Raw genomic sequence first — 23,057 nt, forward strand, 5'->3', positions numbered from 1 at the left:
TGGACTTCATGTTAGACCACGCGGGCTCGTTGAATAGACACTCATGAACGATTCCACGAATACCTACCAGTACCCACACGCCCGCCGAGGAGTGCTCGACCACCTCACCGGTGGGGTGATCATGGATGTCGTCAACGCCGAGCAGGCGCGCATCGCCGCCGACGCCGGCGCCCAAGCGGTCATGGCGCTCGAGCGCGTGCCCGCCGACATCCGCGCCCAGGGTGGCGTGGCCCGCATGTCCGATCCCGAGCTGATCGAGGAGATCATCGCGGCGGTCGACATTCCGGTAATGGCCAAGGCGCGCATCGGCCACTTCGTCGAGGCGCAGATCCTGCAGCAGCTCGGCGTCGACGTGGTCGACGAATCCGAGGTCCTCTCCCCCGCCGACTACACCCACCACATCGACAAGCACGCGCTGAAGGTGCCCTTCGTCTGCGGGGCGACGAACCTCGGCGAAGCTTTGCGCCGAATCGCCGAAGGCGCGGCCATGATCCGCTCCAAGGGCGAGGCAGGCACGGGGGATGTGTCGGAGGCCACCACGCACATCCGCACCATCACCTCGGATATCCGGCAGCTGACGAACACCCCTGAGAACGAGCTCTACGTGCGGGCGAAGGAGCTTGCCGCGCCGGTGGATCTCGTGCGCGAAGTCGCCGCGACCGGCAAGCTTCCGGTGCCGCTTCTCGTTGCTGGCGGGGTTTCGACGCCCGCCGATGCCGCCATGATGATGCAGCTCGGCGCCGACGGCGTCTTCGTCGGCTCCGGCATCTTCAAATCCGGCAACCCGCAGGCACGTGCCGCGGCAGTGGTGAAGGCGACGGCACACTTCAACGACCCAGCCGTGATCACGGACGTCTCGCGCGGGCTCGGCGAGGCGATGGTCGGGATCAACGTCGCCGACCTACCCGCCCCGCACCGGTTGGCGGAGCGTGGGTGGTAAGGGTTCTGCCGTTTGCGGTGGTAGCGGGTGGTCTATCGTCCGTGTTGCGCTAACGCTGGTCGAAAGGAGTCGGTCCGAAAGGAGTCCCGCGCGGTCGAAAGCAGCACTCCTTTCGGTGAGAGTGAATTCGACCAGCGGTAGCGCACCATGAGCGCACGGCCGGGCAGGCGCGTGACTCCACTAGCTAGTCGCCCCACCAGCCCCATCTACCTCTCCTGCAAAACGCCCGCAGCCTGCCACACCTCCCCGGCTATAGCGCGCTAACGCTGGTCGAAAGGAGGCGGCCCGAAAGGAGTCCCGCGCGGTCGAAAACAGCACTCCTTTCGGTGAGAGTGAATTCGACCAGCGGTAGCGCACCATGAGCGCACAGCCGGGCAGACGCGTGACCCCACTAGCTAGTCGCCCCACCAGCCCCATCTACCTCTCCTGCAAAACGCCCGCAGCCTGCCACACCTCCCCGGCTATAGCGCGCTAACGCTGGCCGAAAGGAGGCGCACAGAAACCAGCCCTCCTTTCCGTGTGACCGCGACCAGCGCCAACCCGACCAAGCCCGGAGAAACGCGCCACCCTATTCGCGGGTAAAGTGGTTGATCTTGTCCCAATCCGGGTTCATGCCAGAGCCCGGGCCCTCAGGGACGACGACCTTGCCGTCGCGGTAGACAATCTCTTCTTGCGCGTAGCTCTCCTTGAGCAGCAGCGGGCCGAAGAGCTCGGTGCCGTAGGTGACCGCCGGCGTCGAGGCCGCGAAGTGCAGCGAGGCGGCGGTGCCGAACGGGCCTTCGAGCGAGGTCGCGCCGTGGCAGGCGAGCCCTGCGGCCTCCGCGATGGCGGCGGTCTTCTTCGACTCCTCCAGGCCGCCGAGTTTCGTGGTCTTGATGGCCACCACGTCGGCGGCCTGCTTCCTCACCACGTTGAGGGCGTCGGCAGGCGAGCACACCGACTCGTCGACCATCACGGGAACGCCGATGCGGGTGGTGATCTCGCGGAGGGTGTCCAGATCGTCGGCAGGCGTCGGCTGCTCGAAGAGCTCGATGCCGGCCTCCGCGAGCTTCGGCAGCCAGGTCAGGGCGGTCAGACGGTCCCAGCGGGCGTTGATATCGATGCGATACGACAGCTCGTCGGAGGTATTCGCGATGAGCTCAGAGATGCGCCGGGTATCGACGCGCGGGTCGCCCGAGCCCATCTTCAGTTTGAAGCTGCGGGTGCCCATGGTTTCGATGCGTTCGTTGACCTCGGAGATGGCCTCGTCGAGAGGCAAGACGCCGAGCGCCCAGACGCAGTCGAGCTCGTCGCGGAACTTGCCGCCGAGCAGGTGGGCCAGCGGCACGTCGAGGGCACGGGCCCAGGCATCGTACATGGCAATCTCGAGGCCGGCCTTGGCGAAGCGCATGTTGGCCACCGAGCGGTTCCAGTCCTTGACGATGCCGGTCAGTGCCGTGACTTCCTTGCCGACGGTGACCGGAGTGAGCTCACGATCGATGATGATCTTCATGGTCTCGGCGGCCTCGCCTCCCCACCAGGCGCCACCGGGGACCACGCCCTCGCCGTAGCCGACGACGCCGCCTTCGAGGTGCACCGAGATCAACAGGATAGGCTGCGCGGTGGCGGTGTAGGTGGCGAAGCCGTGGGGACGGATGAGCGGGACGTCGAGAAGCCGGGTCTCGACCCGGGAGATAGTCAGATCGGACATAGATTGAGTCATTCCCTTCGAAAGTTAGACGAAAAGGCACCCCTGCCGAACGTCCCATCGTAGGGCGAGGCGGGGTGCCTGAGCACAGAGGATCACAGACCTCTGCAGAGAGGAACTAGTCCTCCTTATCGAGGGCGAAGTTGTAGGTGACCTCGTTGTTGCCGTCGGCGTTTTCCTGCGGATCCAGGATCAGCTCCTCCTTGACGGCGGAAGCAACGTCGTTGTCGACCCACTCGCCGCCACGGAAGTACAGCTGCGTGGTGATCTCACGGTAGCCCGGGTGCTTGACGCGCAGGTGCAGGTGGGCCGGGCGCCAGGGGTGGCCGTCGTAGGAGAGGATGAACCAGCCGGTCGGGCCGTCGGTCGGGATCTGGTACGGAGCCGGCTGCAGGGTCTTGATGTGGTACTCGCCGTTGTCGTTGGTGACGATGGTGCCACGCAGGTTCCACTCCGGGATACCCGGGGCGAACTGGGAGTAGTAGCCATCCTCATCGGCGTGCCACAGCTCGACGGTGGCGCCGCCGAGGCCGTTGCCGTCGAGGTCGGTGACCTGGCCCTTGAACTCGAGGGTCTTGGCCTCCTTGTCCTTGTCGCGCATCGGCATCTGAGCGTCCCACTCCAGCTTCGGAGAGTTCTCGACGTAGTACGGGCCCTCGATGGAGCCCTTGGTGCCGGTGTAGTCCTTGCGGTCGTAGTTGACCTTTTCGATCTCGTGCTCGACGAAGACGTCCAGCCACAGCGGCCACTCGCCGTACTCGCCGACCTGGATGACCCACTGCTTGAGGACGTTGTACTCGTCGTAGGTGATCTGGTGCTTGTGGGCGATCTCCTCGATCGCCTTGAAGACGTCCTGGTAGATCGCGCGGGCGCGCTCCGGGCTGGTGTCGGACTTGGCAGCCAGGTTCTTGAACTTGTCGGTGGCGGCGTTACCGGAGGACTTCGCCGTCGGGTCGCCCTGCTCACCGGAAAGGTTATGGAAGGTCATGAATGTCTCCTGTAGTAGAAGTTTCGATACGGAGATGGACTCCAACGTCCCACATACGTCGGTGATGTGCTGCGCTGGACTGACTTGATTGTGTCTCAGGCCACCTGAGCACTGCAAGATCCCCTACCCGGGCCCCAAGGGCATCTCGCCAGCAAAATCTCTTAAGAATTCGCAAAAGCACTGGCAGTGCCGCATGTGCCCGGATCGCAGGTCATTATCTGCCCTAGGCACCCTAGGATAAACCTAGTGAATGCCCTTAGGGTGACTAACCCCACAAGGGTGAGAAGGGTACCCTAAGTAACCCTTGGACAGATGCGAATCTTCTGGATTCAACGCACTCCACCCGCAAGCTGCAGGCAAAACCCAGCGCAGCAAACCAGCATCCCAGCAGCTCAGCACAGGTAAATCCGTCCAGCGAACGTCGTATACACTTTTCGCACATCTACCCCCTAACATATCCTAGGTAATTCCCTAGTGTGACGCGGGTCAATGTCATGCATAGTGGAATTCATCCCTCACGAGATGTGAGCGGCATCACCTTCAACCTATCAACGGAACCCCGTCTCATAGGTTCTGACGAGTAGATACAAGGAAGTGCAACCATGACCAGCCCGACCGCTGATACCCGCGAGCTGCTTTCCCGCGCCCTCGAGAACAACCCGGAAGAGGGCACCGTTCGCCTGAACCGCGAGATCTTCACCGACGAGGACCTGTTCGAGCTCGAGATGAAGTACATCTTCGAGGGCAACTGGCTGTTCCTCGCCCACGAGTCCCAGATCCCGAACCCCGGCGACTACTTCACCACCAACATCGGTCGTCAGCCGGTCGTGATCACCCGCTCCAAAAACGGCGAGCTCAACTGCCTGATCAACGCGTGTTCCCACCGCGGCGCCATGCTGTGCCGCAAGAAGGTTGATAACCGCACCACCCTGACCTGCCCTTTCCACGGCTGGGTCTTCTCCAACGACGGCACCTTCCTCAAGGCCAAGGACCAGGAGGCCGGCAGCTACCCGGAGGCCTTCGACAACGACGGCTCCCACAACCTGCGCCGCGTCCCGAAGTTCGCCTCCTACCGCGGCTTCCTCTTCGGCTCCCTCAACGATGACGTGCAGCCGCTCGAGGAATTTTTGGGCGATACCACCGCCATCCTCGACATGCTCATCGACCAGTCCCCGGAGGGCCTCGAGGTCCTCAAGGGTGCTTCCACCTACACCTACGACGGCAACTGGAAGCTGCAGGCCGAAAATGGTGCCGACGGCTACCACGTCACCTCGGTGCACTGGAACTACGCCGCCACCACCTCCCGTCGTGGCACCGGCGAATCCAAGAACGAGACCAAGGCCATGTCCGCCGGCTCCTGGGGTGAGAAGGAAGGCGGCTACTTCTCCTACCCGAACGGCCACCTGATGCTGTGGCAGGAGTGGGGCAACCCGGAGGACCGCCCGGTCTACGACCGCCTGGAGACCCTCAAGGAGCTGCACGGCGAGGAGCGCGCCAACTTCATGGTCGGTGTCTCCCGTAACCTGTGCCTCTACCCGAACGTCTACATCATGGACCAGTTCTCCACCCAGATCCGTCGCTTGGAGCCGGTCGGCGTCGACAAGACCGAGGTGACCATCTACTGCATCGCCCCGAAGGGCGAGTCCGCGGAGAACCGCGCCAACCGTATCCGCCAGTACGAGGACTTCTTCAACGCCACCGGCATGGCCACCCCGGATGACCTCGAGGAGTTCCGCGCCTGCCAGAAGACCTACCAGGCGACCTCCTTCCCGTGGAACGACATGACCCGTGGCCTCGGCCACCAGATCGAGGGGCCGAGCGAGCGCGCCAAGGCTCTGGGCATGAACTCCGTGCTCTCCTCCGGTGCCCGCACCGAGGACGAGGGCCTGTACCCGATCCAGCACATGTACTGGGAGCAGGTCATGGAGGCCGCGGTCGACGCCGAGGACGCCAACCTGGCCGAGCAGACCAGCAAGAACGTCCGCAACGACGAGCAGGCCTCTGCCGCCACCGTCGCTTTCGCGAAGGAGAAGGCCGCGGCTAAGGCGGCGTCGTCTAGCAAGTCCTCCGGCACCTCCGGTGGAGACGGCCGCCGTCGTCGCCGCCGTCGCCGGAAGCAGTAACCCACCGGCACCTGCACGAGTCCGCCACCGACCCACGCTTTCATCAAGGAGAACAGCTTTCATGACTTCCGCTTCCGCCGGTAACATCACCCGCGACGAGATCCTCGACTTCCTCTACAAGGAAAACCGCCTTCTCGACGACCGTCAGTTCGAGGAGTGGCTGGAGTGCTACCACGAGGACGCCGAGTACTGGATGCCGTCCTGGGACGTCGACGACAACCTCACCACCGACCCGCAGTCCGAGATCTCGCTGATCTACTACCCGAACCGCGCCGGCCTCGAGGACCGCGTGTTCCGCATCCGCACCGAGCGCTCCTCTGCGACCTCGATCCCGGATCCGCGCACCGGGCATAACCTGACCAACCTCGAGATCCTCGAGCGCCGCGAGGACCAGGTCGACGTCCGCCACAACTGGATCTCGTACTACTTCCGCTACGACATCACCGACCACTACTTCGGTACGACCTTCTTGACCCTGGATCTCTCCGGCGATGAGCCGAAGATCCTGAAGAAGAAGATCATCCTGAAGAACGACTACATCCACCACGTCGTGGACATCTACCAGCTCTAGGAACCAAGCCTGGTCGACTTTTCCCCTTGCCAGAAAGCCGGTCGGCTCCCTACCGACCGGCTTTCTGCGGCGAAGGTCGCAGTTATTACCTATTCGCTTAAAAACTTTTCTTCCCCCGAGGAGTACGCATGTCTCAGCCCCAGGTCACTCTCGCTTTCGAAGACGGCGTGACCCGCATGATCACGGTCGAAGAAGACCAGACGATCATCGACGCCGCCTACAAGGCCCGCATCAACATCCCCTTCGACTGCCGTGACGGCGCCTGCGGCACCTGCAAGGCCTTCTGCGAGACCGGCGAGTACGAGGAAGGCGAGTTCATCGACGAGGCCATGACCGAGGATGAGGCCGACGAGGGCTACATCCTCAACTGCCAGACCTTCCCGATCTCAGACATGCTGGTCCAGGTCCCGATGACCTCCGCGCAGGCCAAGACCGGCGCCACCACCTTCGCCGGCGAGATCACCGAGCTCGAGCGGCTGTCCGAGTCCACCGTCAAGCTGGGCGTAAAGCTCGAAAACCGCGAGAACCTGTCCTTCCTGCCGGGGCAGTACATGAACATCGCCCCGCCGAACTCGGACTTCCACCGCTCGTACTCCTTCTCGTCGAGTAACAACGACGATCACTGCACCTTCCTGGTGAAGTACACCCCGGGCGGCAAGATGACCCACTACCTCACCGAGGAAGCGAAGGTCGGCGACAAGCTGAACCTCACCGGACCGATGGGGTCTTTCTTCCTGCGCGACGCCGACAAGCCGATCCTGCTGCTCGCCGGCGGCACCGGCCTGGCACCCGTGCTGTCCATCCTGGACAAGCTCGCGGAAAACGGTCACTCGCAGCCGGTCCGCCTGATCTACGGTGCGACCTTCAACCACGACATCGTCGAAACTGAGCGCATCGAGGCCCTGGGCGAGAAGCTCGCCGACTTCGACTGGTTCACCGTCGTCTCCAGCGAAGACGAGGAGCACGAGCGCAAGGGGTATGTCACCGACCACATGGACCCGCAGGAGCACCTGCACGAAGGCGATGCCGAGGTCTACCTCTGTGGCCCGCCGCCGATGGTCGAGGCCGTCCGCGTCTACCTCAACGACCTGGACAACCCGCCGTCGAACTTCTACTACGAGAAGTTCACCCCCAACGCCAACGCGGAGTCCGGCGCCGCGACGGGATCCGGCTCGGGTACCGACGCCGCCCCGAAGGAGGAAGAGGTCACGGTCACCCACTCCTCGGACGAGAAGTCGAAGTCGATGTCCGTCTCCTACGGCGACCGCGAGTCCGGCGAGATCCACCTGGCGAAGACCGAGTCCGAGGTCATCTTCGAGGCTCTGCGCGCCCTCGAGATCGGCGTCGCCCGCCTGCTGATCAACCAGCTGGACGACGAGGACCTCGACAAGCTCCAGCAACTCGCCGAAAAGGCCAACAAGTACATCCATAACGACGAGTTCGCGGATGTCACCCGCTTCATCGACGCGAACAACGACTTCCACGAGTACCTGTTCGACCGTTCCGGCAACCCGTCGATGCAGCAGGCCTATGCTGGTCTGCGTAACGTCGAGATCATGCAGGAGCAGCTCGAGGACGGTTTCCAGGTCCAGCCGGGCCTGGCCCAGGACCACCTCGACTTCGTGCAGGCTTTGAAGGGTAAGGACATCGAGGCCGTCAAGGAGGTCGTCTCGCGCCACAGCGCGAAGGCCGTCGGCACGATGAACACCGCGATCGAGAAGAAGGCACAGATCCACTAGTCATGTCCACCGAGAAGAACAACGCCCACGGTTCCATGCCCGAAGGCCAGGGTGTGGATCTCAGCAAACCGCCGGCCGTGTACACGCCCGACCGCTTCCAGGGTCAGCGCGTGCTCATCACGGGTGCTGCCCAAGGCATCGGCCTGGCGGTGGCCCACCGCATCGCCTATGAGAACGGCTCCGTGTTCTTGGTCGACCGCGCGGACCTCGTCTACGAGGTCGCCGGCGAGCTCGAGAAAGCCGGCGACGGCACCATCTCCTCCGCCACCGCCGATCTGGAGATCTGGGCCGGCGCTGAGGAGATGATGGACCAGGCGGTCTCCGCGCTCGGGGGTATCGACGTCGCCATCAACGTCGTCGGCGGCACCATCTGGGCCAAGCCCTTCGAGCACTACACCCCGGAGGAGATCGAGAAGGAGGTCAACCGCTCACTGTACACCACCTTGTGGTCGGTGCGCGCGGAGCTGCCGCATCTCGTCGACCAGGGTGGCGGCACCATCGTCAACGTCTCCTCGGTGGCGACCCGCGGCACCAACCGGGTGCCTTATGCGGCCTCCAAGGGCGGTGTCAACGCCCTGACCAGTGCCTTGGCCCTGGAGGCGGCGCCGAAGAACGTCCGCGTCGTCGCCACGGCCCCGGGCGGCACCCTCGCCCCGGAGCGTGCCATCAAGCGCGGCCCCGGCCCCGAGGGCGAGCAGGCCAAGCAGTGGTACCAGGAGATCGTCGACCAGACCGTCGATTCCTCCCTGTTCAAGCGCTATGGCACCCTCGACGAGCAGGCCGCCCCGATCGTCTTCCTGGCCTCGAAGGAGGCCAGCTACATCACCGGTTCGGTGCTGCCGGTCGCCGGCGGCGACCAGGGATAGACTGCCATGACCGCGACCTTCTCGACGAGCCCGCGCCTGGCCACCCAGGCCACGATGCAGCTGCTTACCGAAACCGTGACGGACATCGAACCGGGCCACGGTGGGCTCATCGTCGTCACGGGCCCGCACGGTTCGGGCAAAACCGAGCTGGTGGACGAGCTCGTACGCTCCTTGCCCGGCTGGTCGGCCGTGCGCGTCGCGGCACTGTCGTGGCGTGCCGAGGACGAGGGCAACGTCGTGCGCGCTCTGCTCGATCGGGCGGGTTCTGCGGAACACACGCTTCTCGACGCGTTCGACTCCCCCTCGAGCAGCGTCGCCTTAGTGGTTGATGACGCGCACTGGACGGATGAGACCTCTCTGCAGGAACTCGTCGAGGCCACCCGGTATGTGCGCGAGGGCCGCATCGCGGTGATCATCACCGCGTTGGACAACGAGGACGGCGTCGGACAGCCGTCGATGACGCAGCTACGCGAGATGAGCGACATTGACATCGGCATCCCTCCGTACACGCTCGACGACGTCCGCGCCTTCGCCCTCGCCCACGCCGGGGCCCACCTCTCCCCCTCCGTGGCCGCGGACCTGCGCTCCCTCACCGGCGGGCTGCCCGGCAGAATCCGCGAGGTCTTAGACGCCGCGCCGAATGACATCTGGGGTTCGCAAAACGTGCGCATCCCCATCCCGCGGCCCTGGCACGCGGCGTTGCAGCGCCGTCTCAACCGGGTCAACGAAAAGCAGGTTTATCGTATCCTTACCGCCGCCGCGATCATGCCGGATCCGGGCACGGCGCTACCGGACCTGCTGCTCACGCTCACCGGCGACGACCGCGCCGCGCTCACCGCCGCCTTCGACGCCGGCATCTTCGAGTCGCTCACCCAGGCGGGCCAGAAGGTCATCAGCTTCCGGCACGCCACCGACCGGGCGGTGATCCGCTCGCAGACCTCCCCCGCGGAGGCCGCCCGCCTCCACCGGGAAGCGGCACGCTACTACCACGACAACCACGACCCCGATCGGGCGCTCGTCCACGAAGCCCTCGGTTCGGAGGGCACGGACGATGACATCTCGGACGCCGTCGCCAAGCGCGCGGACACCCTCGCCCAGGCCGGGCGGTGGCGCTCAGCTGCCGACGCCTACGGGCTCGCCTCGCAGACCGCCAACGGCCCCGACCGCGTCCTCGAACGCCACCTCTCGCGCGTCGAGGCGCTGATCTCCGCCTCCGACATCCCGCAGGCCCAGCAACACGCCGGCACCATCGGGCACATGACCGGCGACGCTCGCCTGTACTCGATGCGCGGCTACCTCGCGCTCCACGAGGGCCGGCGTTCCGAGGCCGTCGGGCTCATCGACCTCGCGTGGCGCACCCTCGATGAGCAGAACAACACCGACCCGAACCTGCGTACCCTCGTCGCCTCCCGCCAAGTGCTGCTCGCTTTGTCCGAGTGGCAGCCGGAGCGGCTGGTGTCCTGGGCCGCGACGACGGAGAAGTGGGCTATCCCGGACTCTCCCGCCGCGATCGAGGCGCAGTACATCTCGATGATCGGCAAGGCCGCCACCACCGGCAAGCTGCCCGAGGACCAGCCCTTCCCCGGCGAGACCCCGGTGCTGGCGCTGCGCCGCGATATGGCCGCCGGCTGGCTCAACCTCGTCCACGACGACCCAATCGCCGCCCGCCAGCGCTTGAGCCGCTCTGTCGACATCGACGGCGCGGAAGGCTCCGAGCGCATCCGACTCTGGATGGATGGGTGGCTCGCGCGCACCCACTTCGTCTTGGGCGAGTTCACGGAGGCGCAGCGCGTCGTCGAGCGCGGCCTCATGCGTGCCGAACGCTACGGCGTGCGCTTCTTGGAGCCGCTGCTGCTGTGGACCGGCTCGCAGGTCGCGTCCTTCCGCGGCGAGCGAGACCTCGCACGCTCTTATGCCAACAGGCTGAGTTTGAGCCACGACTCCTTCATGATCCAGCGCATCCCCTCGGGCATGTGCCGGCTGCTGGTCTCGGGCATCGAAGGCGACCAGGCCGGCGTCATGCGCGCCGGCCGGGCACTGACGAAGCTGGCGGAGACCCACGACATCGGGCATCCCGGCTACTGGGTGTGGGAGGACGTCTGGGCGCCGCAGCTCATCGCGGCCGGCGAGATCGACGAAGCCGACGAGATCACCTCCCGCGCCCTCGAGCGTGCGGAGGGCTCCGGCATCGAGTCGATGATCGCGCGCCTCGGAGTGCCAAAGGCCAGCATCCTCATCCAGAAGGGTGACATCGACACCGGGCTGAAACACTTCGAGGAATCAATCGAGCAGATCGAATCGCTGCCGGTTCCGGCGTATCAGTCGCGCGTGCTCTACGAGTACGGCCGTGTGCTGCGGCGCCTGGGGCGGCGCCGGCGTGCCGACGAAGCGTTCGTCCGCGCCGGCGAGGTCTTCGAGTCGATGGGGGCGGCGGAGTTTGTCAAGCGGTGTAACCGGGAGCGTCGGGCCGGCGGCCTGGGGACGCGGACCTCGCGGGCCGGCGGGCTGACGCCGCAGGAGGAGGAGATCGCGAAGCTGGTCGCCGGCGGTGCGACGAACCGGGAGGTCGCCACCGAGTTGTTCTTGTCGTCGAAGACGGTGGAATACCACCTCACGCGCGTCTACCGGAAGCTCGGCGTGCGCACGCGCAACGAGTTGCCCGGGGTGCTCTCCGAGTTCTGACCTCGAGGGCATGAAAAAAGGGGCCCCGCAGGGCCCCTTTCAGGTGCGACTGTCCGCTTTAGCTGTTGAGCTTGCGGTAGTCGAAGATTTGGTCGACGATGCCGTACTCGACAGCCTCCTCGGCGGTGAGGATCTTGTCACGGTCGGTGTCCTCGCGGATTTGCTCCGGCGTCTTACCGGTGTGGCGTGCCAGCGTTTCTTCCATCTGCTTACGCATGCGCTCGATCTCGGCGGCCTGGATCTCCAGGTCCGAAACCTGGCCCTGGGTGCCCTGGGTAGCGGGCTGGTGGATGAGCACGCGCGAGTTCGGCAGCAGGGCGCGCTTGCCCTTGCCTCCGGCGGCGAGGATGACGGCGGCAGCCGAGGCGGCCTGGCCCAGGCAGACGGTGGCGACGTCGGGACGCACGTACTGCATGGTGTCGTAGATCGCCATCAGGGCGGTAAACGAGCCGCCCGGCGAGTTGATGTACATGGTGATGTCCCGGTCCGGGTCCTGAGACTCGAGGACCAAAAGCTGGGCCATGATGTCATTGGCCGAGGTGTCATCCACCTGGGTGCCCAGGAAGATGATGCGCTCCTCGAACAGCTTGGAGTACGGGTTGGTCTCCTTCGTGCCGTACGAGGACTGCTCGATGAACGAGGGCAGGACGTAGCGGGACTGCGGCATGTGTGCGTTATTCATAATGGCTCCTTTAATCTCCTTGTCCCCTAGTTGCTGATCTCGCCCTGAGCGTTGGTGATGACGTGGTCGACGATGCCGTACTCCTTGGCCTCCTGCGCGGTGAACCAACGGTCACGGTCGGAGTCCTTGGTGATCTGCTCGAAGGTCTGGCCGGTGTGCTCCGCGATCAGGCGCGCCATCTCGCGCTTGGTCTGGGCGAACTGCTCGGCCTGGATGGAGATGTCCGCGGCGGTGCCGCCGATGCCAGCCGACGGCTGGTGCATCATAATGCGGGAGTGCGGCAGAGCGAAGCGCTTGCCCTTCGTTCCTCCGGAGAGCAGGAACTGGCCCATGGAAGCGGCCAGGCCCATGCCGTAGGTGGCGACGTCGCACGGGGAGTACTTCATCGTGTCGTAGATGGCCATGCCGGCGGTGACGGAGCCGCCCGGGGAGTTGATGTACAGCGAGATGTCCCGGTGCGGGTCCTCGGCCGAAAGCAGAAGGATCTGCGCGCACAACTTGTTGGCGATGTCATCGTCCACCTGCTGGCCCAGGAAGACGATGCGCTCGCGCAGCAGGCGCTCGTACACCGAGTCACCCAGGTTCATACCGGATGCCGGCGCGGTCATCTGCAGCTTGTCAGTCATGGAAGTGGGTACTCCTGATATTCGTCTCTGATTCTTCTCTAACGCACAACCCTACTAGCGAGCGCTTTCATTCCGCCGCTCTGTTCGCTGTCAGCGTTGGGGTGCGGGTGGGTTCGGCCGTCGGATTTGTCAGATGCGGTTTGGTAGAAGCGCTTCTCTGGCAAGACGGTTGCGACGGTTTCCGGGCAGTTGATAGCAGCCATCCGGTCCTGTCCGCCACGGCGCAGGCCTCGGCGGCGCAGACCCCCAACGCTTAGCAGGCAACGAGCGCGGCGGCACAAATGCTCGCCGCATGACGCACGCGGCAGTGAAAGCGGCCGCAAGCGCCAGCCAAGCCAACCGACGGAGGTTTTACGCACGTGTGTAAAACCTAGAGGTCTAAAGTGACGATGCGTATCGTCTGCCTATGAGTTCGGCGGGATTCATCGATTTCCGATTACGCACGTGCGTAAAACCCAATCCGCACTATGCCGCGGCATAGAAAGCCTGGTGGTCGACTCCGGGATCATTGGGGCGGCCACGGTCTGCGAGAGCGAAGACTCCAAGCGAGAGCCCCATTTTTACGCATGTGAACAAAAACCAGAGACCCAAGGCCACAATACATCTCGTGTACCTATGAATTCCCCGGAATTCATCGATTCCCGATTACGCACGTGCGTAAACCCAGTCCGCACTATGCGGCGGCATAGTCGCATAGGTAGGTTTCGTTTCTTCACCTCTGCCAGTAGACCAAGGCGTCGGTCCAGAAATCCTTTTCGGACTGATCGCCGAGGCGTGAAGAACACTCCGGTAAGAAGATTCCGGCAAGAGAGACTCCGCGGTGCCGTACAGCGTGGAATCAGGCGTGTCGCTGTGCTCTCTGTGCGACCGAAAAGAAGAATGACTTTCCGTATTACTGACGTAGCAAATGCCGAACTACAGGGCCTCCACATCAGAGATGCGTCGGAGCTAGGGTGCTACCAGGTTGTCGGAAACCTACTACCAACTACGCGGACAGGCACTAGCATCTACCCCGAATCGGCAGGATTAACGGAAAAGCAGCGGATGGGAGCCGCATCCGTCGAAAGGAGGCACGCAGAAGTGCTCCTTTCCACCCGCCTAAGCAGCCCAACTCAAACGCCAAAAGCCCGCCTCCTGGCGCAACCAGGGGCGGGCGTTAACTTTCGTGCTTAGCGCCAGCCGGTGAGGCTGGGCGTCGGCACGCGGCTACTTCTCGTCGGACTCCGAAGCCTCAGCCTCGTTGGACTCGGCCTCAACCGACTCGGGAGCCTCGGTGTTCTCGGCGTTCTCCTCAGCCGGCTCTTCTTCCTCACCGAAGTACTCGTTCGGGTCGACGGAGTTGCCCTCGTCGTCGGTGACGGTGACCGCACAGATAGCCTCGGCCAGTGCCTTGCCGCGGCGGACGTCGGCGAACAGGCTGCCCATCTGGTTGGACTGCTGAATCTGCTGGACAAACTCAGCCGGGTCCATGCCGTAGGACTGGGCGGTGAACACGATGTGGTCGGTCACCTCTTCCTGGGTCAGCTTCGGCTGCTTCTCGTCGGCGACCGCATCCAGGAACAGCTGGGTGCGCACGGACTCCTCGGCCTCCTCGCGGGACTGTTTGTCGAATTCCTCGCGGGTGGTGCCCTGGGCCTCGAGAAGCTGGGCGAGAGCCTTCTCGTCGTGCGCCAGCTGGCCGAGCACCTGGTGCAAACGCTGGTGGGCCTGCTCCTCGACCACGGACTCCGGCAGCGGAACCTCGGTCTGGGGGAGGGCCTGCTTGAGGACCTCGTCGCGGATAGCGCCGGCCTGCTCGGCCTTCTTGCGCTCGGCGAGCTGCTCGCGGGTGCTGTTGCGCAGCTCCTCGACGGTGTCAAACTCGGACGTTTCCTGGGCGAAGTCGTCGTCGAGATCCGGAAGCTTACGCTCCTTCGACTGCTGGACGTGGACCTTGATGGTGGCTTCCTTGCCCTTGTGCTCACCGGCCTGCAGCTCGGCGGTGAACTCGTTGTCCTCGCCGGTCTTCATGCCACGCAGAGCAGTATCGAGGCCCTTGATGAGGTCGTCGGAGCCGATCTCATAGGACAGGCCCTCGTGGGAGAGGTCCTCGAGCTTCTCGCCGTCTACCTGGGCGTCGATGTCGATGATGGCGAAATCGCCGGTCTTCATCTTGCGCTTGGTGTCCTTGAGCTCACCGAAGCGGGAACGCAGGTTGTCGAGCTCCTTGTCGACGGCTTCGTCGTCGATCGAAATCGCCGGGACGGTCACGGAGATCTCCGAGAAGTTCGGGACGGTGACATCCGGGCGGACGTCGACCTCGGCGGTGAACTCGACGAAGTCGTTGTCCTCGATCTGCTGGATGTTGATGTCCGGCTGACCGATGACCTTGAGCTCGTTCTCCTCGCACGCAGCCTGGTACTTGGTCGGCAGCATATCGTTAATGACCTGCTCGAGGATCAGGCCACGACCGAAGCGAGCGTCGATCAGCTGACGCGGGGCCTTGCCCTTACGGAAACCCGGGATGGTCACCTGCTGGGCGATCGCCTTATACGCGTTGTCGACCTCATTCTTGAGCTCGTCGAACGGAACGTTCACGTTCAGCTTGACGCGGGTCTCACTGAGCTTCTCGACGGACGTCTTCACGTTGAAAGTCTCCTGGCTGTCTAAACGGTTCGAATAGATATGTCTTCTGTGCGGGGCCCGGCCATCCGGTCCCGTGAGTCGGGGCGACAGGATTTGAACCTGCGACCCCCTGCTCCCAAAGCAGGTGCGCTACCAAGCTGCGCCACGCCCCGTGTGCAAGCACACGCGCCGAAGAGGATCTTCGACGTGTGGAAAGTCTAGCCTGTCCCCCTAAGTGCGTGTGCATTCGGGGCGTAAATAACGGACGTGGGCGAGAAACTATGCGAACACATAGCAGATTCCCAGGCTTTGAGCGTGGACAACGCGCACCGAAGCGACAAGGATAACGGTATGGCTTCAGTCTGCTTCCACCACGCCAGCAGGTCTTGCTGCGCCAACAGACGCGCATGACCCAGCCCGCTAGACTGAGCGTCCCGATAATCGCTCACCGGCATCCCCACCCCGGTATCTAGATCAAGCGTTCGATCCGCCTCCTACGCTAGAACACGAAGCGGACACTGTGAGCTCGACGGGGGATCATCCGAGGGTAAAGAAAATCCCGCGCCGTCTGCTGACGATGGCGCGAGAAAACGTGGAGGGGATGACGGGAATCGAACCCGCGTCTTCAGCTTGGAAGGCTGAGGTATTAGCCACTATACGACATCCCCATGGGCATCAACTTCGAAGCGGCCGATGCAACGACGACAAGTCTATAGCATCGCCGGGCCTCGACGAAAATCGCTCCCACAGCGCTCAAACCAGGAGCAGAACGGGAACAATCCGGGCCTTTGATGCGTTATACAGGAAAGAAGCCTCGAGACTTTTGCACCCGACGACGAAAGTGGTGGACACACCGTGGAACTCCTGCTCATCCTCGCCGTGGTCGCCGGCGCGGCGATCTGGCTGTCCAGTCGCAACAATAAGAAGCGCGATGCTGAGATCGAACAGCGCAAAGCGGCCGATGCCCGCGCCGACGCCCAGCGCTGGACCGAGCGTCTCAGCCACCAAGTCTTAACCTTATCCGGCACTGACCAGGCCTCTACTCAGGCGCTGGCGGACGCGTCGGACCGCTACAACGCCGCCAACTCGGCGCTGTCGACCGCACAGTCGGCCCGCGAGTTCCAGCTGGCCCGCGAGTCCGCCCTGGAGGGCCTGCATTACGTCAACGCGGCCCGCGAGATCATGGGCATGCCGGCCGGCCCCGAGCTGCCGGAGCTCGAGGGGCAGAAGAAGGCCGGTAAGGTCACCGAGCGCCGCACCATCACCCACGAGGGCCAGGAGATCACCGTCTCCCCCGAGGCCAGCGAGGACGCACCGCACTACTACCCCGGCGGCAACGTCGCCGGCCGCCCGGTGCCGGCCGGCTGGTACTCCACTCCGTGGTGGGCGCCGGCGATGGCTTCCGGCATGTGGACCATGTCTTCGGTCATGATGTTCTCGATGATGTTTTCCGGCATGGCCGGCGCCCCGTCCGCCGCAGCCTTTGAGGCCGGCTATGACGAAGGCCTCGCCGACGCCGGCGGCGACGTCGGTGACGCAGGCGATGCTGGTAACGCTGGTGACGGCGACATGGGAGACATGGGCGACGGCGGAGGATTCTTTGGCGGCGATGGTGGAGACGGCGGCCTGTTCGGCGGCGACGGCGGCGGCATCTTCGACTTCGGTTTCGAATAAACCTCCCCACGCACAGCTCGACCCCCGATGAAGCTTTCCTCATGGTGAGCTCACGGGGGTTTTAGTCTGCCCGGCCATACTGCGGGCATGTCCTCACTCCGCGTCGTTCTCGTGCTCTGGGCCTTAAGCGCCCTCGTCATCCTCGCGCTGGGCGCGGTGCTCAACCTCGCGGCAGAGCATACGAACCACCAGCGGCTCGATACCTACCGGCAGGAGTTCTTCGCCTTCAGCCAAGCCCGCGAAGGCCACAGTGCCGGCGACGTCGTGCACGAGTTTTTGAGCCGTGAAATACCGCCGGCGGACATGCTGCTCGCCGGGCTTATCGACGATCACCTCGTCTACCTCCCGGTCACCGGCTTCAGCGGGCGCGCGGTCGATCCCCAGGTGCTTCTCGACAACCCCGCCGCCCTCTCCCCCACGGTCAGCACACACCGCGTGGTCGTTCGCGACGAACGCGGCGGTCAGGCAGAGCTGATTATCGGCGTCGATAACTCGCCTGCTCGCTCGACGGTCACCACGGCCATTCTCACCGCGGGCGTGCTACTGACCGCGCAGGCGGCCGTCATCACCGCGGTGCTCGGAACTACTCGGCGCCGGGAACCTCCGGGGCGATGCCGGTGTTCTCGTACTCGCTGAGAATGTCGATGCGGCGCTGGTGGCGTTCCTCCTCGCTCCACTCCTGCACCAGGAAGGCGTCGACGATAGCGAGTGCCTCTTCTTCGGAGTGCATGCGGCCGCCGATGCCGATGAGCTGGGCGTTGTTGTGCTCGCGGGCGAGGCGGGCGGTATCGACGGACCAGGCCAGCGCGCAGCGGGCGCCGGGGACCTTGTTGGCGGCGATCTGCTCGCCGTTACCCGAACCGCCCAGCACGATGCCTAGGGCACCCGGGTCGTTGACGGTGCGGGAGGCGGCCTCGATACAGAAGGCCGGGTAGTCGTCGGCGGGGTCGTAGGTGTGGGCACCGCAGTCGATGACTTCGTGGCCCGCTTCTTCGAGGTGGGCGGCGATGATGTTCTTCATCTCGAATCCGGCGTGGTCAGCTCCAAGGTAAACGCGCATGGCCCCGACTCTAGCCGAACTGGCCCCCTACTCGCTGGACTACGGGTAAGTTACTGCTGCTTGACGGGCGGCTGCTCGTCGCGGTTTTTCTGCACGACCTTGTAGATCAGGTAGATGCCCACGCCGACGAGCACCAGCGGCAGCAGCTTAAAGAAGAGCCCCAGCGCGGAGATGAAGGCGCCGACGGTGCCGATGATGCCGGCGATCATCGTGACCGCCGCGAGGGCTAAGGACAGAAGCTTGTTGGTGTCCCAGGTGTAGACGGTGCCGATGCCGGCGAGGATGGCGATGATGATGGCTGTGGCAGTGGTTCCCATACGGGTTCCTTCCTTTTCGATATCCCGGCGCCGCTAGTTGCCGTTGTCGAGCTGCGGCGCCTCGGTACGGTTGCGCTTCATTTCGAAGAAGTAGGGGTAGGCGGCGAGGGCGGCGTAGGCGTCAAAAAGCTGGGCCGCCTCCTCACCGTCGGGGAAACGGGTGATCACCGGCCCGAAGAAAGCGTTGTCTTCGATCTGCACGATCGGGGTGCCGGAGGTATCGCCGACGGCGTCCTGGCCCTGCTGGTGGTAGGCGCGCAGGTCAGCGTCCAGCTCCTCGGTGTTCGCCACCTCGGCGAACGAGGCGTCGATGCCGGCCTTCTCGAGGGCGCGGGCGATGACGTCGTCATAGGCCCCAAAGCCGTCCTTACCGGCCTCGTTCTCGTGGTGGACGATGGTGCCCATCACCTCGTAGAGCTCCCCGACCTTCTCCGGCAGCTCGTTTTTCACCTTGGTGAATACGCGGGCCGGACCCCAGTTGGCCTTCTGCTTCTCGGCGTACTCTTCCGGGATGTCCTGGTCCTCGTTGAGCACGGACAAAGACATCGGGATCCACTCGACGTCGATGTCACGGTGGGATTCGACCTCGCGGATCCACTGGGAGGTCTTCCAGGCGAACGGGCAGGCAACATCAAAGTAGAACTTCACGGTCGTGGGCATGTTGGCCACCTTTCCGGGCACGGAGGTTTTGTCTTCACGGATGTTTCCACCCTACCGAAATCGTGGACGGACGTATCCTGGCGCGTATGAGCTCGATCAACCTAACCGCCGATGAGGCGACACACCGCAGCGATCTAATCACCGACGTCCACTACGACGTCCACATCGACCTCACGGTCTCCGAGAAGTACTTCTTGTCCGAGACCACCGTGGGCTTTAAGGCCCGAAAGCACGGCTCGACCTTCATCGATCTGCGCACCAATACCGTCGAGGCGGCGGATCTGGACGGCGAACCGATCGACGTCGATGACTACGATCCCACCATCGGCCTGGCCTTAAAAGACTTAAGCGCCGGCGAGCACCGCCTCACTGTCGCCGCGCGGATCCCCTACTCGCGCACGGGCGAGGGCCTGCACCGCAGCGTCGACGCCGCCGATGGCAAGCCGTATTTCTACACCCAGTTCGAAACCGCCGACGCCAAGCGCATGTTCGCCTGCTTCGACCAGCCGGATATCGAGGCCACCTACGCCTTCACCGTGCTGGCGCGCCCGGAGTGGAAGGTCATCACGAACGAGCCGGTGGAATCCACCCCGCTCGATGAGACCGCCACCCGGCACACCTCGCGCATCGACTACCCGCTGTCGACCTACCTGGTGGCCCTCTGCGCCGGTGAGTACACCGAATTCTGCGACACGTGGCGCGGTGAACTCACCCACCACGAGGAGACGCCTGAAGGCCAGCCGTCGACAATGGAAGTGCCGCTGCGCCTGTTCGCCCGCGCCTCCATCGCCGAGCACCTCGACGCTGAGCGCCTGTTCACCGAGACCAAGCAGGGCTTCGACTTCTACCACCGCAACTTCGGCATGGCCTACCCGTTTAGCAAGTATGACCAGGTCTTCGTGCCGGAGTTCAACGCGGGCGCGATGGAAAACGCAGGCTGCGTGACGATCCGCGACGAATACGTCTTCACCTCCCGGGCCACCCACTACCGCTACGAGCGCCGCGCGGACACCGTCCTACACGAGCTCGCCCACATGTGGTTCGGCGATCTGGTGACCATGCGCTGGTGGGATGACCTGTGGCTCAACGAGTCCTTCGCCACCTTCTCCGCCGCGATTTCCCAGGCCGAGGAAACCCAATATGACACGGCGTGGGTGACGTTCGCGAACGTCGAGAAGGCGTGGGCCTATGCCCAAGACCAGCTACCCACGACCCACCCCGTGTTCACCGACGCCTCCGATATCGAGACCGTCGAGCAGAACTTCGACGGCATCACCTACGCCAAGGGCGCCAGCGTGCTCAAGCAGCTGCAGGCCTACGTCGGCCGCGAGGCGTTCTTCGCCGGGGTGCGCCGCCACTTCGCCACGCACGCCTGGGGTAATGCTACCTTCGACGACCTGCTCGGCGCCCTGGCGCACACCTCGGGCCGCGACCTCGGATTCTGGGCGAATCAGTGGCTGAAGACCTCCGGCGTCAACCACCTGCGCGCCGATGTCGCCATCGCCGCCGACGGCACCTACGAGCGCTTCGACATCGTGCAGACCGGCACCCCGGCGCGCACCCACCGCCTCGCCGTCGGCGTCTACGCCGCTGGTGACAACGGCGCCACCCACCGCATCTCCCGCGCCGAGCTGGATGTGTCGGGAGAGCGCACGCCGGTGGACGAGCTCATCGGAACCCGCGCCGGCGATCTCATCCTGCCGAACGACGAGGATCTCACCTACGCGCTCATTGATCTCGACGAGCGTTCCCTAAAGTTCGCCGTGCACAACATCGACACCATCGCCGACCCGATGGCGCGCACGCTGTGCTGGTCGGCGGCGTGGGAGATGACCCGTGCCGGCGAGATGAAGGCCCGCGACTTCCTCGCGCTCATCGCCCGCGGCGCCGGTGCCGAGACGGAGCTCGGGGTGCTCGAGCGCATCGTCGGCCAGGCGGTCACCGCCTTGAAGAACTACGCCGATCCGGACTTCGCCGAAAGCTCGACCCTGCTGGCCGACGCCCTGCTCGCCGGCGCCCGCGGAGAGAACCCAGACGCCGCGCTCGTCTTCGAGCAGGCGCTGGCCCGCATCCCGCTGACCGACGAGGCCGCCGAGTTCTTCACCGGCCTGCTGGATTCTAAGGACGCCGAGCAGCGTTGGCGTGCCACGACCGCCCTGGTGGCGCGCGGTGATTATGGCGAGGAGTTGATCGAGAAGCAGGCGCGCCGCGATGAAACGGCCTCGGGGCGTCTGCACGCGATCACTGCGCGGGCCGCGCGCCCGGATGCGGAGAACAAGAAGGCGGTTGTCGACGAGCTGCTGGCCGGCGAGTCCTCCAACCTGGAGGCCCGCCACCTCATGGCGGGGCTGACCTACGTGGGTGCTCGCGAGACGTTGGAGCAGTTCAACGACACCTACTTCGAGGTCGCCGAACGCCTGTGGCGCGAGTTCTCCTCCGAGATGGCGCTGCGCACGCTCAGCGGCATCTTCCCGGCGTGGAACATCACCGACGCCGGCATCGACAAGGCCCGCGGCTTCCTCGAGCGCGACCTGCCGGCCGGGCTGAAGCGGCTGACCACGGAGCTTCTCGACCACCTCGAGCGCGCCCACCGTCTCCGCCAGGTGGACGCGGCCTAAGCCCCGGGACGCGCTAGTCGATTGGGCCAAGCAGCGCCTTCGCGTAGGAGGCGTGGACGGATTCGGAATCGCTGGGGTGGTAGATCCCGGCGATGACGTCCCGGTAGAGGCGCTGCAGCTCGGAGGAGCGGAAGTACTGCGCTCCCCCGGTGGTGCGCAGCGCGATCTCGACGGCCTCTTTCGCCGCCTCCACGCAGCGGTGCTTGACTCCGGAGAAGTGCAGCAGCCACTTCGTGCCGTGGTCGACTTCGAAGAGGTGATCGACGTCGTCGGCAAGCTTGTCGAGCTGCAGCACCGACCCGTCGGTTAAGATGCCGGCCTCGGCGATCTGGAAGCGGATATCGGGATCCTGCGCATAAGGCTGCTGCTTGGCGCGGCTCATCCGCTGGGCGACGATCTCGCTCGCCAGCTCCACCGCCCGCTCGCCGATGCCGGTATACACCGAGGCCAGCAGCAGCTCGAAGGGGCCGAAGATGCCGAAGACCAGCGGGTTCATGTTCGGCCCCAGCGGCGCGTGGGTGCCTATTTTCTTCTCGGGCAAAAAGACCTCGTTGAGGTGCGTGGTGCACGACTGGGTGGCGCGCATGCCGAGGGTATCCCAGTCGTTGCGGATTTCAACCCCCTCGTCCTGGCGGTCGATGAAGCCGAAGGCCAGCTGGTCATCCGGGGTGCGGGCGTGGACTAAGAGCTTCGACCACACCGGGGAAAGCGAGGTGAAGATCTTCGTGCCGGTCAGGCGGTAGCCGCCGCCGTAGACTTTTTCGGCGGTGGTGACGGAATCGAAAAGCACGGCGTCGTTGCCGGCCTCCGAAATGCCGAAGGCGAAGATCTCCCCGTCGACGGCGGCGTCGAAGACCCAGTTCAGCTCGCTGCGTCCGCGCAGCCACAACGTGTAGGCGAGCGCGACGATCACCTGGTGCATGTTGATGCCCAGCGCGGTAGCCGGGGCGGCGCCGGCGAGGCGGCGCTGCGCGCGGGTGGCTTCCTTCAAGCTCAGCCCGTGGCCGCCGAACTCTTCGGGCACGAGCATGCGCAGGTAGCCGGCGTTTTTGAGCTCTTCGAGGTCCTCGGTGAAGAACTCGTTGCGCTCGTCGTAGCCGGCGGCGCGGGAGCGGAAACGCTTAAGCATCTCCTCCGGCAGCAGGGTCTCAATCGAGGTGGTCACAGCCGAATCCTTTCCTCTGGGTTGGTGTGGCCGCCAGGCTAGTGAAAACCTCGAT

General features: G+C 64.5%; 18 protein-coding genes and 2 tRNA genes. 9 read left to right on the plus strand and 11 right to left on the minus strand.

Annotated features, from left to right (window positions below; genetic code table 11):
• The first annotated feature begins 43 nt into the window (after nucleotides 1-43).
• On the plus strand, nucleotides 44-940 hold the full coding sequence (pdxS, locus tag C3B44_RS09155) for a pyridoxal 5'-phosphate synthase lyase subunit PdxS (protein WP_108432106.1): 897 nt from the start codon (nucleotides 44-46) through the stop codon (nucleotides 938-940).
• Nucleotides 941-1,508: 568 nt separating this feature from the next.
• On the opposite strand, the gene C3B44_RS09160 is transcribed toward pdxS, so the two are convergent.
• Both C3B44_RS09160 and catA read right to left on the minus strand, forming a co-directional pair.
• Nucleotides 1,509-2,630, minus strand: a complete 1,122-nt coding sequence (locus tag C3B44_RS09160) for a muconate/chloromuconate family cycloisomerase (protein WP_108432107.1) — start codon at nucleotides 2,628-2,630, stop codon at nucleotides 1,509-1,511.
• 115 nt (nucleotides 2,631-2,745) lie between these two features.
• Entirely contained in the window at nucleotides 2,746-3,615 is an 870-nt protein-coding gene (gene catA, locus C3B44_RS09165; RefSeq protein WP_108432108.1) for a catechol 1,2-dioxygenase, read from the minus strand.
• A 602-nt stretch (nucleotides 3,616-4,217) separates the two neighbouring features.
• Here catA and benA point away from each other — a divergent pair.
• The 5 genes from benA to C3B44_RS09190 all read left to right on the plus strand — a co-directional run bounded on the left by benA (nucleotide 4,218) and on the right by C3B44_RS09190 (nucleotide 11,596).
• Entirely contained in the window at nucleotides 4,218-5,738 is a 1,521-nt protein-coding gene (benA, locus tag C3B44_RS09170; RefSeq protein WP_108432109.1) for a benzoate 1,2-dioxygenase large subunit, read from the plus strand.
• A 61-nt stretch (nucleotides 5,739-5,799) separates the two neighbouring features.
• Entirely contained in the window at nucleotides 5,800-6,309 is a 510-nt protein-coding gene (benB, locus tag C3B44_RS09175) for a benzoate 1,2-dioxygenase small subunit (RefSeq protein WP_108432110.1), read from the plus strand.
• A gap of 128 nt (nucleotides 6,310-6,437) precedes the next feature.
• Nucleotides 6,438-8,048: a benzoate 1,2-dioxygenase electron transfer component BenC gene (gene benC / locus C3B44_RS09180; protein ID WP_108432111.1), complete on the plus strand. Its 1,611-nt coding sequence runs from the start codon at nucleotides 6,438-6,440 to the stop codon at nucleotides 8,046-8,048.
• A 2-nt stretch (nucleotides 8,049-8,050) separates the two neighbouring features.
• On the plus strand, nucleotides 8,051-8,914 hold the full coding sequence (locus C3B44_RS09185) for a 1,6-dihydroxycyclohexa-2,4-diene-1-carboxylate dehydrogenase (RefSeq protein ID WP_108432112.1): 864 nt from the start codon (nucleotides 8,051-8,053) through the stop codon (nucleotides 8,912-8,914).
• A gap of 6 nt (nucleotides 8,915-8,920) precedes the next feature.
• Nucleotides 8,921-11,596 (plus strand): helix-turn-helix transcriptional regulator, encoded by a 2,676-nt coding sequence (locus tag C3B44_RS09190; RefSeq protein ID WP_108432113.1) that lies wholly within the window; start codon nucleotides 8,921-8,923, stop codon nucleotides 11,594-11,596.
• 58 nt (nucleotides 11,597-11,654) lie between these two features.
• On the opposite strand, the gene C3B44_RS09195 is transcribed toward C3B44_RS09190, so the two are convergent.
• The 5 genes from C3B44_RS09195 to C3B44_RS09215 form a co-directional block, all read right to left on the minus strand.
• On the minus strand, nucleotides 11,655-12,278 hold the full coding sequence (locus C3B44_RS09195; RefSeq protein ID WP_108432114.1) for an ATP-dependent Clp protease proteolytic subunit: 624 nt from the start codon (nucleotides 12,276-12,278) through the stop codon (nucleotides 11,655-11,657).
• A gap of 26 nt (nucleotides 12,279-12,304) precedes the next feature.
• Nucleotides 12,305-12,904 carry an ATP-dependent Clp protease proteolytic subunit gene (locus tag C3B44_RS09200; protein WP_108432115.1) on the minus strand — a complete coding sequence of 200 codons (600 nt, stop codon included), beginning with the start codon at nucleotides 12,902-12,904 and terminating at the stop codon, nucleotides 12,305-12,307.
• Between the two features lie 1,206 nt (nucleotides 12,905-14,110).
• Nucleotides 14,111-15,529 carry a trigger factor gene (gene tig, locus C3B44_RS09205; RefSeq protein WP_108432116.1) on the minus strand — a complete coding sequence of 473 codons (1,419 nt, stop codon included), beginning with the start codon at nucleotides 15,527-15,529 and terminating at the stop codon, nucleotides 14,111-14,113.
• A gap of 78 nt (nucleotides 15,530-15,607) precedes the next feature.
• A tRNA-Pro gene (locus C3B44_RS09210) sits at nucleotides 15,608-15,681 on the minus strand.
• A 420-nt stretch (nucleotides 15,682-16,101) separates the two neighbouring features.
• Nucleotides 16,102-16,176: transfer RNA gene (locus C3B44_RS09215), tRNA-Gly, on the minus strand.
• 187 nt (nucleotides 16,177-16,363) lie between these two features.
• On the opposite strand from C3B44_RS09215, the gene C3B44_RS09220 reads away from it, so the two are divergent.
• Together C3B44_RS09220 and C3B44_RS09225 are read left to right on the plus strand one after the other, a co-directional pair.
• The gene (locus C3B44_RS09220) at nucleotides 16,364-17,182 is read left to right on the plus strand and encodes a hypothetical protein (protein WP_108432117.1); all 819 of its coding nucleotides are present in this window, start codon (nucleotides 16,364-16,366) and stop codon (nucleotides 17,180-17,182) included.
• An 87-nt stretch (nucleotides 17,183-17,269) separates the two neighbouring features.
• Nucleotides 17,270-17,818: a hypothetical protein gene (locus C3B44_RS09225; protein ID WP_108432118.1), complete on the plus strand. Its 549-nt coding sequence runs from the start codon at nucleotides 17,270-17,272 to the stop codon at nucleotides 17,816-17,818.
• Here C3B44_RS09225 and C3B44_RS09230 read toward each other — a convergent pair.
• From C3B44_RS09230 to C3B44_RS09240, 3 genes are read right to left on the minus strand one after another with little or no spacing between them, the layout of a single operon-like run.
• Nucleotides 17,766-18,242, minus strand: a complete 477-nt coding sequence (locus C3B44_RS09230) for a ribose-5-phosphate isomerase (protein ID WP_108432119.1) — start codon at nucleotides 18,240-18,242, stop codon at nucleotides 17,766-17,768. The genes C3B44_RS09225 and C3B44_RS09230 overlap by 53 nt on opposite strands.
• A gap of 50 nt (nucleotides 18,243-18,292) precedes the next feature.
• Nucleotides 18,293-18,559 carry a hypothetical protein gene (locus tag C3B44_RS09235; protein ID WP_108432120.1) on the minus strand — a complete coding sequence of 89 codons (267 nt, stop codon included), beginning with the start codon at nucleotides 18,557-18,559 and terminating at the stop codon, nucleotides 18,293-18,295.
• Nucleotides 18,560-18,592: 33 nt separating this feature from the next.
• Nucleotides 18,593-19,219 (minus strand): mycothiol-dependent nitroreductase Rv2466c family protein, encoded by a 627-nt coding sequence (locus C3B44_RS09240; protein ID WP_108432121.1) that lies wholly within the window; start codon nucleotides 19,217-19,219, stop codon nucleotides 18,593-18,595.
• 86 nt (nucleotides 19,220-19,305) lie between these two features.
• Between C3B44_RS09240 and pepN the strand changes: the two genes are divergently transcribed.
• Entirely contained in the window at nucleotides 19,306-21,837 is a 2,532-nt protein-coding gene (gene pepN / locus C3B44_RS09245) for an aminopeptidase N (RefSeq protein ID WP_108432122.1), read from the plus strand.
• 13 nt (nucleotides 21,838-21,850) lie between these two features.
• Here the strand turns inward: pepN and C3B44_RS09250 are convergent, their stop codons facing one another.
• Complete coding sequence (locus C3B44_RS09250) at nucleotides 21,851-23,002, minus strand: acyl-CoA dehydrogenase family protein (protein WP_235840371.1); 1,152 nt, start codon at nucleotides 23,000-23,002, stop codon at nucleotides 21,851-21,853.
• Nucleotides 23,003-23,057: the final 55 nt, after the last annotated feature.

Origin of the sequence: Corynebacterium yudongzhengii (assembly GCF_003065405.1) — a bacterium.
Taxonomy (GTDB): Bacteria; Actinomycetota; Actinomycetes; order Mycobacteriales; family Mycobacteriaceae; genus Corynebacterium; species Corynebacterium yudongzhengii.

What these genes read in the sequence shown, in the direction of transcription:
- C3B44_RS09185 (WP_108432112.1), top strand. Translation starts at nt 8,051, where the DNA reads ATGTCCACCGAGAAGAACAACGCCCACGGTTCCATGCCCGAAGGCCAG.
- C3B44_RS09200 (WP_108432115.1), bottom strand. Translation starts at nt 12,904, where the DNA reads ATGACTGACAAGCTGCAGATGACCGCGCCGGCATCCGGTATGAACCTG.
- C3B44_RS09235 (WP_108432120.1), bottom strand. Translation starts at nt 18,559, where the DNA reads ATGGGAACCACTGCCACAGCCATCATCATCGCCATCCTCGCCGGCATC.
- benA (WP_108432109.1), top strand. Translation starts at nt 4,218, where the DNA reads ATGACCAGCCCGACCGCTGATACCCGCGAGCTGCTTTCCCGCGCCCTC.
- C3B44_RS09230 (WP_108432119.1), bottom strand. Translation starts at nt 18,242, where the DNA reads ATGCGCGTTTACCTTGGAGCTGACCACGCCGGATTCGAGATGAAGAAC.
- benC (WP_108432111.1), top strand. Translation starts at nt 6,438, where the DNA reads ATGTCTCAGCCCCAGGTCACTCTCGCTTTCGAAGACGGCGTGACCCGC.
- C3B44_RS09240 (WP_108432121.1), bottom strand. Translation starts at nt 19,219, where the DNA reads ATGCCCACGACCGTGAAGTTCTACTTTGATGTTGCCTGCCCGTTCGCC.
- C3B44_RS09225 (WP_108432118.1), top strand. Translation starts at nt 17,270, where the DNA reads ATGTCCTCACTCCGCGTCGTTCTCGTGCTCTGGGCCTTAAGCGCCCTC.
- pepN (WP_108432122.1), top strand. Translation starts at nt 19,306, where the DNA reads ATGAGCTCGATCAACCTAACCGCCGATGAGGCGACACACCGCAGCGAT.
- C3B44_RS09190 (WP_108432113.1), top strand. Translation starts at nt 8,921, where the DNA reads ATGACCGCGACCTTCTCGACGAGCCCGCGCCTGGCCACCCAGGCCACG.
- pdxS (WP_108432106.1), top strand. Translation starts at nt 44, where the DNA reads ATGAACGATTCCACGAATACCTACCAGTACCCACACGCCCGCCGAGGA.
- benB (WP_108432110.1), top strand. Translation starts at nt 5,800, where the DNA reads ATGACTTCCGCTTCCGCCGGTAACATCACCCGCGACGAGATCCTCGAC.
- C3B44_RS09195 (WP_108432114.1), bottom strand. Translation starts at nt 12,278, where the DNA reads ATGAATAACGCACACATGCCGCAGTCCCGCTACGTCCTGCCCTCGTTC.
- catA (WP_108432108.1), bottom strand. Translation starts at nt 3,615, where the DNA reads ATGACCTTCCATAACCTTTCCGGTGAGCAGGGCGACCCGACGGCGAAG.
- C3B44_RS09160 (WP_108432107.1), bottom strand. Translation starts at nt 2,630, where the DNA reads ATGTCCGATCTGACTATCTCCCGGGTCGAGACCCGGCTTCTCGACGTC.